Source organism: Austwickia sp. TVS 96-490-7B, assembly GCF_019331795.1.
Lineage (GTDB): Bacteria > Actinomycetota > Actinomycetes > Actinomycetales > Dermatophilaceae > Austwickia.
In genome coordinates this window covers 1-1,795 of record NZ_JAHPZL010000036.1, presented here as the reverse complement: position 1 = coordinate 1,795, position 1,795 = coordinate 1, and the positions used below count along the sequence as shown (strand labels likewise).

Sequence of the window (1,795 nt, the reverse complement as noted above, 5' to 3'; positions counted from 1 at the left end):
AGCGTGCGCGAGATGAGTGCCCCGATCTGCTCATCGCTCAGCTTGCGCGGCTGCCCCGGACGAGGAGCATCCTCCAAGCCGTCCAACCGCGAGACCAAGAACCGGTCACGCCACTTCGTCACCGTCGCCGCGCTCACCCCCAGCCGCCGCGCTACGCCCGCAACAGAGGGCTCCTGCGCATAGGCGAGCACGATCGAGGCCCGCTGAACCAACCTCACCGACGACGTCGGACGCTTCACCCACCCCGACAACACCGACCGCTCATGCTCAGTCAACACCAACGGCTTCGCGGCAGGACCCGACATACACGAAACCTACCGAATGACCAGCGAATTAGCGACTCACGACACTAGAACTCCCCCGTCTAGCCCGGCCCAACCGCGATCTGAGCACCGCCCGCCAACACATCCTTCCTAACTCTATTCACCACAATAGCAGGCCTACCAAACCTGACCGACAAGGACTAAACTGAGATCGGTATCCACCTCCTGCCCGAGGACGAAAACCTCACCAACAACAATCACGCCCCCAAACTCCTGACTTAGGGCGTTATTCACGAGGGTTTTGTCTCCTTGGTGGAAATCTGCAAACCTGCAGGTCACAGGCTTTTTCGACGCAAAACTCACTCCTGGGCTAAGAGCTAGTGAATAACGCCCTTACATCAGCCAACCCCCGACAGATCAGCTACATCGCCACAGGCACCTTCTCCCTACTGAACGTCAATGCCAACTGCTGATGAGAAAACATCGGTACAGGAATTTTACTCCCAGCGTGGGACTAGCGCGGGCACATAAAAGCAACTGAGAGGCTCTGAGTAGGCGACCCATACTTTCCAGTCCACCATTTACCCAAGTGATTGCGCACCTTAGCCTAACGTCCACAGGAGACAAAAGCTGGCACTTGTGGTGCACCCAGGATAGTCAATCAGGACGGAGAAAAACATGCTTACGTATGCATACTGGAACAACAAGGGCGGCACCGGTAAGACCAGCCTCTGCTTTCAGAGCCTAACGGCCTACGCAGACAAACACCCTACGGAGCGCATCCTGGCGATTGATGTTTGCCCTCAGGCAAACCTATCTGAGTTGTTACTGGGGGGACTTTCATACAATGGCAGTAGCAAACTGCTGGAACTTCAGGCAGAGAATCCACGGAGGACCATCGGGGGATACTTCGAACATCGACTGCCAGCCCCATTCTCCCCGCCATCAATCAATGCGAAACAATATATCTGCCAACCGTTTACATCTAACGATCAGATTCCGAAAAATATTGATTTAATCGCAGGTGACCCGCTGCTTGAGCTGCAGAGTACCGCAATGTCATCTCTTGCAAACACACTGATCCCCGGCAGAGATGTCTGGCTCGCCATTATCGACTGGATCAGAGACCTGATAGACTCAATGCAAGATGCTTATGATCTTGTTTTTATAGACACAAATCCCTCGTTTTCGATTTATACACAGGTAGCCTTATCCTCGACAGATCGACTGATCCTCCCCGTCACGGCTGATGACTCATCACGGAGGGCCATTCAGAACGCCTTCTCGCTAATTTATGGCCTTCGGCTTCCATCTCATATTTACTTGCAATATGCTTTTGCCACAAAGCTAAGCAATGCGGGACGAAGCTTGCCTAAGGTGCATCTTATTGCCAAGAATCGGCTAACTCAGGGCGTTATTCACGAGGCGTTAGAGGCCCATGTCCCGCACCCCGGGAAACAATCGATACACACCTGTCACCATACACATATATAAAAACATCGGCCGCTTTGAGATCATTGGGTTAGCAGACT

The 1,795-nt window shown here is 53.3% G+C and carries 2 protein-coding genes; one reads left to right on the top strand and one right to left on the bottom strand.

Annotation, left to right across the window (positions count from 1 at the left end; genetic code table 11):
- Positions 1–305 (bottom strand): helix-turn-helix domain-containing protein (locus KEM60_RS15635; RefSeq protein ID WP_219108962.1); only part of this gene is annotated, 305 nt, incomplete at its 3' end.
- Positions 306–941: 636 nt separating this feature from the next.
- On the opposite strand from KEM60_RS15635, the gene KEM60_RS15630 reads away from it, so the two are divergent.
- The gene (locus KEM60_RS15630) at positions 942–1,757 is read left to right on the top strand and encodes a ParA family protein (RefSeq protein WP_219108959.1); all 816 of its coding nucleotides are present in this window, start codon (positions 942–944) and stop codon (positions 1,755–1,757) included.
- The last annotated feature ends 38 nt before the right edge of the window (positions 1,758–1,795 follow it).